The 6,803-nt window shown below is 37.5% G+C and carries 5 protein-coding genes; 1 reads left to right on the plus strand and 4 read right to left on the minus strand.

The window, feature by feature from the left end:
* Positions 1–11: 11 nt before the first annotated feature.
* On the minus strand, positions 12–1,319 hold the full coding sequence (locus ACHBID_RS08725) for an ABC transporter substrate-binding protein (protein WP_394732150.1): 1,308 nt from the start codon (positions 1,317–1,319) through the stop codon (positions 12–14).
* A gap of 174 nt (positions 1,320–1,493) precedes the next feature.
* Here ACHBID_RS08725 and manA point away from each other — a divergent pair, with 174 nt between their 5' ends.
* On the plus strand, positions 1,494–2,450 hold the full coding sequence (manA, locus tag ACHBID_RS08730) for a mannose-6-phosphate isomerase, class I (RefSeq protein ID WP_172067157.1): 957 nt from the start codon (positions 1,494–1,496) through the stop codon (positions 2,448–2,450).
* A gap of 737 nt (positions 2,451–3,187) precedes the next feature.
* Here the strand turns inward: manA and msr(D) are convergent.
* The 3 genes from msr(D) to ACHBID_RS08745 all read right to left on the minus strand — a co-directional run bounded on the left by msr(D) (position 3,188) and on the right by ACHBID_RS08745 (position 6,566).
* Complete coding sequence (gene msr(D) / locus ACHBID_RS08735) at positions 3,188–4,651, minus strand: ABC-F type ribosomal protection protein Msr(D) (protein WP_394732151.1); 1,464 nt, start codon at positions 4,649–4,651, stop codon at positions 3,188–3,190.
* A gap of 119 nt (positions 4,652–4,770) precedes the next feature.
* Entirely contained in the window at positions 4,771–5,988 is a 1,218-nt protein-coding gene (gene mef(A) / locus ACHBID_RS08740; protein ID WP_394732152.1) for a macrolide efflux MFS transporter Mef(A), read from the minus strand.
* 431 nt (positions 5,989–6,419) lie between these two features.
* Positions 6,420–6,566 carry a DUF1643 domain-containing protein gene (locus tag ACHBID_RS08745; protein WP_394732153.1) on the minus strand — a complete coding sequence of 49 codons (147 nt, stop codon included), beginning with the start codon at positions 6,564–6,566 and terminating at the stop codon, positions 6,420–6,422.
* Positions 6,567–6,803: the final 237 nt, after the last annotated feature.

Here is a 6,803-nt window from a genome sequence, read left to right on the forward strand (position 1 = left end):
CACCACTATTCTTAGTTGCCAGCAACTGCTTTAATGGCATCTGCCCAACGAGTGTTGAAATCCTTCATAATATCTTGGTAAGTCTCAGAAGAGTTCCCTACTGCAGCATCAATGATGCGTTGTTTTTCAAGGTCAGTTGTACCAATACCCAATTCAGATTGGTTATTAATATCGCTGAAGAGTGATTCTTTTCCTTCTGGTGCTGGATTTTCTTCAAACAATTCTACACCAGCTTCTTTACTTGCCTGCAATGCTTCTGGATAATCTGCACCTTTTACAGTTGGAAGTCCACCATTGTCTTTGGCATAATCAGATTCGTTGACCATCCAGTCTACGAATTTACGAGCTGCTTCTTTGTGTTCTGAATGAACGCTAATACCATAGTTATAGTCTCCACCAACTGGCATATATTGTTTGCCATCAGATGCAGTCATTGGAAAGGCTTGGAAAGTAATGTTTGATGCATTATCTGGATTTGCTGATTGGATTTGTGGAACGGCCCAGCTACCCAAGACCATGACTGCAATCTTACCATTTGCTAAATCAACTTTTGATTGCTCCCAGTCAGTTGTTGTTGGATCTGCTTCAATCAAACCTTCTTTGGCTACATCATACAAAAGCTTGTAAATTGTTCCCATTGTATCTTCTTGGTCAAATGGCGAAGTATCAGACGTCATTTTGTTGGTAAAATCTACATCCCCTGCAGCTCCAGCACGAGTAAAGTCCCAGTTTGATAGCGTCCAACCAGCTGCGTAGTTGGTATAAAGTGGAACTACATCATTGTTCTTTTCCTTGATGGTTTTCAAAGCTGCTAGAAAGCTTTCAGGAGTTTTAGGAAACTCTTTTATACCTGCGTCTTCAAATACCTTCATATTTACTACCATACCAGTAGCATTCATCTGACTCGGAATACCGTATGAGACTCCTTCAAATGAACGATCGTTCAAACCGAGATAAGTCTTTTCTAACTCAGCCTTGTCTCCCAACGGTTCAAAGAAGGTTGCGTAATCTTGCGGTTGAATATCACCTGGAATCATTAGAACATCGCCATACTCTTTGGAATTCATACGGGTCTTCATCTGACCAGCATAGTCCGTGATGGTTTGAACTTCTACAGTGATGTCAGGGTATTTTTCATTGAACTTAGCAATGTACTCATCCCATTTGCCATTTCCTTCCCAGTCTGTCTTGTGGTTAATAAAGGTGATGGTTTCATTTCCATCCTCACTTTGGCTACTTCCACCTCCACTAGCACATCCCGCTAAAACAAGTGCAGCTGCTGCTGCTGTGACACCAAATTTAAACAATGCTTTTTTCATAGATTTCTCCTCCATTATTTTTTCTTTGCATTTGTTTACGCTTTCATTATAACACAAGATTTTTAAAAAGTATATACTTTTGTTTAAAAATATATACTTTTTTATAAAATTTTATAACTTTTTCTGAAAAATCTGTTATACTTTTATAGTAGAATTCTTATTATGAAGGAGAAAATCATGGAACCCTTGTTTCTCACACCTGTAATGCACGAAAAAATTTGGGGAGGTCAACGCCTGAAAACCAACTACCACTATGATATTCCTAGTGAAAAGACTGGTGAATGTTGGGCTATATCTGCCCACCCAAACGGTGTAACAACTGTCTCAAATGGTCAATTTAAAGGAAGAGGACTGGATGACCTCTATCAGAATGAAAAACATTTATTTGGCAATCCCACAGATAATGTCTTTCCATTATTAACTAAAATCCTTGATGCAGACGATTGGCTTAGCGTCCAAGTCCATCCCGATGATAGCTATGGCTTGGCTCACGAAGGTGAATTGGGCAAGACAGAATGTTGGTACATTTTAGAAGCCGAGGACGGAGCTGAAATCATTTATGGCCACAATGCCCAATCCAAAGAAGAACTCCGTCAGCAAATTGAAGCTGGAGATTGGGACAAGCTGTTGACCCATGTATCCGTCAAAAAGGGTGATTTCTTCTTTGTGCCAAGCGGCACCATGCACGCTATCGGTAAAGGTATCATGATACTAGAAACCCAACAATCTAGCGATACAACCTACCGTGTCTATGACTTTGATCGCCGTGATGACGCTGGGAACCTCCGTGAACTTCACATTGAAAAATCTATCGACGTATTGACAATCGGGCCCGTAGCTAATTCCACACCTGCCCAACTCAAAGTAGGCAAACTTGACACAACCCTCCTTGTTTCAAATCCCTTCTTCTCTGTCTATAAATGGCAAATCAAGGGAGAAATTCAGCTGAAGCAAACTATTCCTTACCTACTCGTCAGTGTCATAGAAGGCCAAGGTTCCATCCAAGTCGGTGAAACTAGCTACCCACTTGAAAAAGGGACCCACTTTATCTTGCCTGCAGATGTGACTGACTGGACCTTCACAGGCCAGATGGAAATCATCGCAAGCCATGCGAACAAAAATCAATTATAAACTCATCTCACACTAGAGTACTGTCAACTGACGCATTGTGCTTCAACTAATTATTGACTCATGTCTTGCTAGATAATAAAACCAGCCCTTGAATAACGAGGACTGGTTTTAATATAAAAAATTTCAATATTGATAAACGAATAGAAAATTACTAAAAATGCTATATATTATCACTGGCAATTATTCGTCTATCTTCTCCGTAATTTTATAGATTATTTTCAAATTAGTTTATCAAAAATTCTTTTGCTATATAGAAGCCAATGAATTCCACAGTGTTTTCTATTAACACATAAAATTTCTAAAAGCTCCTTACTTTGATTGTGTAATAATCATGAAGACGCTTTTTTTATGCGAAAAAGGTACATAGCCTGTTGAATTCTTTTTCAATTAAATTCAAAGCTGCTTGAGGACTGTATAAAGTATTACAGCTCATTATTGTAGCAGATAATTTCTAAACAATGTCCTTGTGATTTGAGGATGTTGTTTTTTTGTCCTTAGGGCGAATGTGCCGTATGCAAGCCCCCTCGGAGAGCGTTTGTAGTTTTGATGGACCACAGGGCTGTCAAAACTACAAAAACGTTATTTTTGGGCAAAAAGTAACATATTTAGCAGAAAAATAGGAGCAGTTCAATTGACTGTTCCTATTTTTAATCTTCATAAAATCTAAAGTCTTTATACTCTTTAACAATGGAGTCGCCAGCCAGAACAGACTATACTGACCAGCGACTACCTTAAATTTAATGTTTCATATTTATTTTCTTATCTCTAATTTCATAAACTACATCAGCTACATTTTCGAGTAATCGGTTATCGTGGGTGATAAACACGATAGTTCCGGTGTACTCCTTCATTAGTATTTCCAAAGCCTCTAAACTTGGTATGTCAAGGAAGTTACTGGGTTCATCCATTATTAGGATGTTATATCTACCCATAAGCATTTTAGCAAGCAACAATTTTATAATTTCTCCACCGCTTAAAACAGATAAACTTTTTCCAATATCGTTCTGTTTGAACCCCATAGATGCTAGCACAGAACGAATTTCTGATATATTGTAATCACAATCCTTCTGCATAAACTCCATAACATTCTGATTACTGTTGTACTTGTAACCATTCTGTGCAAAGTAACCTATTTTTGCCTTAGGTGAAATAGAAATTCCTTCTTCATGGTTTAAGATCATTTGGATTAAAGTTGTTTTCCCGGTTCCATTACCACCAGTTAACGCCACTTTTGCTCCTAGCGGAATTTGAAAAGATGCATTTTCAAACAGTGCCTTATCCCCAAATACTTTATTAATTTCCGCACCGACTATAGGGTATGGATTATGGAGCTCCAATGCTTTACTTTGCCTGAAACGAATTCTGCGAATGCCTTCCGGAGCTTCTACTTTTCCTAATGCCGCAATCCTGTTCTCTAGGGATTTAGCGGCATTATGCATCTTTTTTTCCTTACTTCCTATTGATTTTTGATGAGCTAAACGCCCTCCGCCTTCAGTACTTTTTTTCTTTGAAGAACCTTTTGCCTTCTGTTCTATTTTACGAGCCTGTTTTCGCTTTTCCTCCGCAGCCCTTTCCAATCGAGCACGTTCCGCAATAAATTGTTCGTATTCTGCAGCTTGTCTCTTACGTTCTTCCTCTTTCTGACGAAGATAATCAGAATAGTTTCCCCAATACTCAGTGATTTTGCCATCTTTCAGTTCCCATATTTTATCTACTATTTCATCAAGAAAATAGCGGTCATGGCTAATAACTAACAGTGCACCTGTAAAATATTTTAGCTGTCCTATTAGAAAATCAATTCCTTCACGGTCTAAATGGCTCGTAGGTTCATCCGCTAAAATACCATGAACCTGTGCCGATAAGGCCTGTGCTATTTTAAGCCTTGTTTCTTCACCACCGCTCATGGTCTGTATATTTAATTGCTCAACACCTAGCTTGCCTACAAGCGCAAAATCTTTTTCCTCCTGCAGAGTTACTTCGTCCAACTGGGGAATATAGGCAAGTTCACCCAGATGATTCATTTTACATCCTGGGGGAATTAATTCTCCTAAAAGTACCTTGAATAAAGTGCTTTTTCCTGCACCATTTGCTCCTACTAAACCAATACGGTCATAATCATATACTTCTAATTCATTTATATCTAAAACATCGTGTCCTTTGAATTCCACACGAATGTCTTTTGCTTTTAATATTAATTCCATAACATTTCCTCCTGTCTATAATCGCATGTTTTCATTTGCTTGTACGCAGGAAAAACCCTGCGATTTTAGCAGGAAGAATTACATGAAAACAAGATACATAAATATCCCTCCAATATTGTTTATTTTAAATCTAATTTTCTAATCTCATTTATCATTGGGCAAACTATTGCAATGCAAATAATTAAAATACCTGATAGTAAAAACCAATGATTTACACCGATTCTATCAGCAAAGAGTGCAGAAAGAATTAATCCAATTGGCATAGCAAGAGACATGATACTTCCAGTTAAAGAAAATACACGTCCTAAATATTCAGGCTTAATTTTCTCCTGAAAAAGAGCTGTTTGCACACCGCTGTAAAACGGAACAGAAAGCCCCATTATTGCACAGCAGACTACAAAAATGAAAAATCCACTTTGGGGAAGTAATCCTGAAATGGTTAAGCTTATCCCCATCATAAAAATGGATGCCATTATTAATAAGATTCGCTTTTGGTAATTCCCAAATAACCCTAATAATAGACCCCCTATCAACATACCAGAGGCATAAGCAATCTCCGTAATAGAAATATGCATCGGTGTACCATTAAAATATTCCATAGTGATTAAAGGATATAATGCATTTATGGGCATATAAACAAACATATATAATGTTCCAACGAGTAATAAAGCAAATAATCCTTTATTTTGCCGTAGTACAGCCATTCCTTCTTTCATTTCTCTTATGAAATTTGGGTCCAAACTTTGCACGCGATCACCCAGCTTAGGAATACGTACAATTGCTACCGTAATAGATGCAATCACAGCACCCAATACATCGATGGCAATGATAGCATTTAGTTCCCAAACGGAGTATAAGAGTGCTGCAACCGCCGGACTAACAATATAGCTTATAGACTGCAAAGACTGACTATAGCCTGCACATTTCGTAAGCTGTTCTTCTGGTACTAAAAGTGGCGTAACCGCATTGAGAGCCGGGGTGTGAAAAGCTGTTCCAATGCTACGGATAAACAATACTATCATAACCATCCAGACAGGTAGCTCCATATAGAATGCAACAATAGTAAGCACCGAACCAGCTGCTGCGATAATTAAATCAGCACCAATCATTATCTTCTTCCTATCATGACGATCCACTAGCACACCAATTGCAGGTCCAAAGACCGCATAGGGTAAAAAAACTAATAGTGAAGCCATAGACAAGACCATCGCGGATCCAGTTTTTTCTGTAAGGTAAAAAATAATCGCCATTTGCAAGATGGCACTAGTGATTAATGATACTGCTTGCCCTGCCCATATTGTATAAAACTTAAGTTTCCAATTGTTGTATTTTTCCATTTATATTATCTCCTGCATATTATTTTGCTTAAATTTCTATTTTGAATAGCATTCTAGGCAATAAAAAAATGCAGGTCTAAATCCACAATGTGGCTTTTGGTCTGCATACATACAATTTGAAAACATTCATATTAAAGGCATAGTTAAATAAAGGTATAGTTTTATAACCTTTATCCTCACCGTAACTAATTAATGCTCAATATCGTATAAATAAGCACAACAAAAAAGCCTATCATTGGGGGTAGATTCTGCTTTTTTTATTGCCAGCTTATCTTAAACGCATTGAGGCTGTCATAGTTTCGGTTCCTCCTAAATTCTTATTTGGATTACTGTTTATTTTAACATAATAAGTTATTTTAAGCAACTTTTAAATTAAAAAAATCCATTAAAAACCGCCAAAGGGGGTTAGCCCTTAATTGGCGGTTAATATTCTATATCTCTTCGTCAATCTCAATCCCATACTTGAATTCAACGGTGAGCTTATCTTCATATAATTTTTTACTAGCATTTAGAATTCGGTTGATTGTACGATCGCTATAGTCCTCATTAGCTGCTGAGGGATTCATACATATAGCCACGAGTGGATTCGTTCCTAAGCATCCCAGTAGGAATCTACGGTAGGCATTATATTTTTCAGGAATACATAGATTAGGTCTTCTCCCAAAGGATATTACTTAGAATAAAAAAGGAACAAAGTATGTATTATCTTCAAAATCCTGATAATATGTTATTTGTAAATTTTCGCACATTGTCAAGTCAAGTGCAACAAGTTCATTGATAACTAGAGATCCAGAGGTTAAGCTGTCTGGGCTAGC

This window comes from Streptococcus sp. A25, assembly GCF_043674095.1.
Taxonomy (GTDB): Bacteria; Bacillota; Bacilli; order Lactobacillales; family Streptococcaceae; genus Streptococcus; species Streptococcus suis_V.

Coding starts and splice junctions, on each gene's coding strand:
- ACHBID_RS08725 (WP_394732150.1), bottom strand. CDS start 1,319: ATGAAAAAAGCATTGTTTAAATTTGGTGTCACAGCAGCAGCAGCTGCA.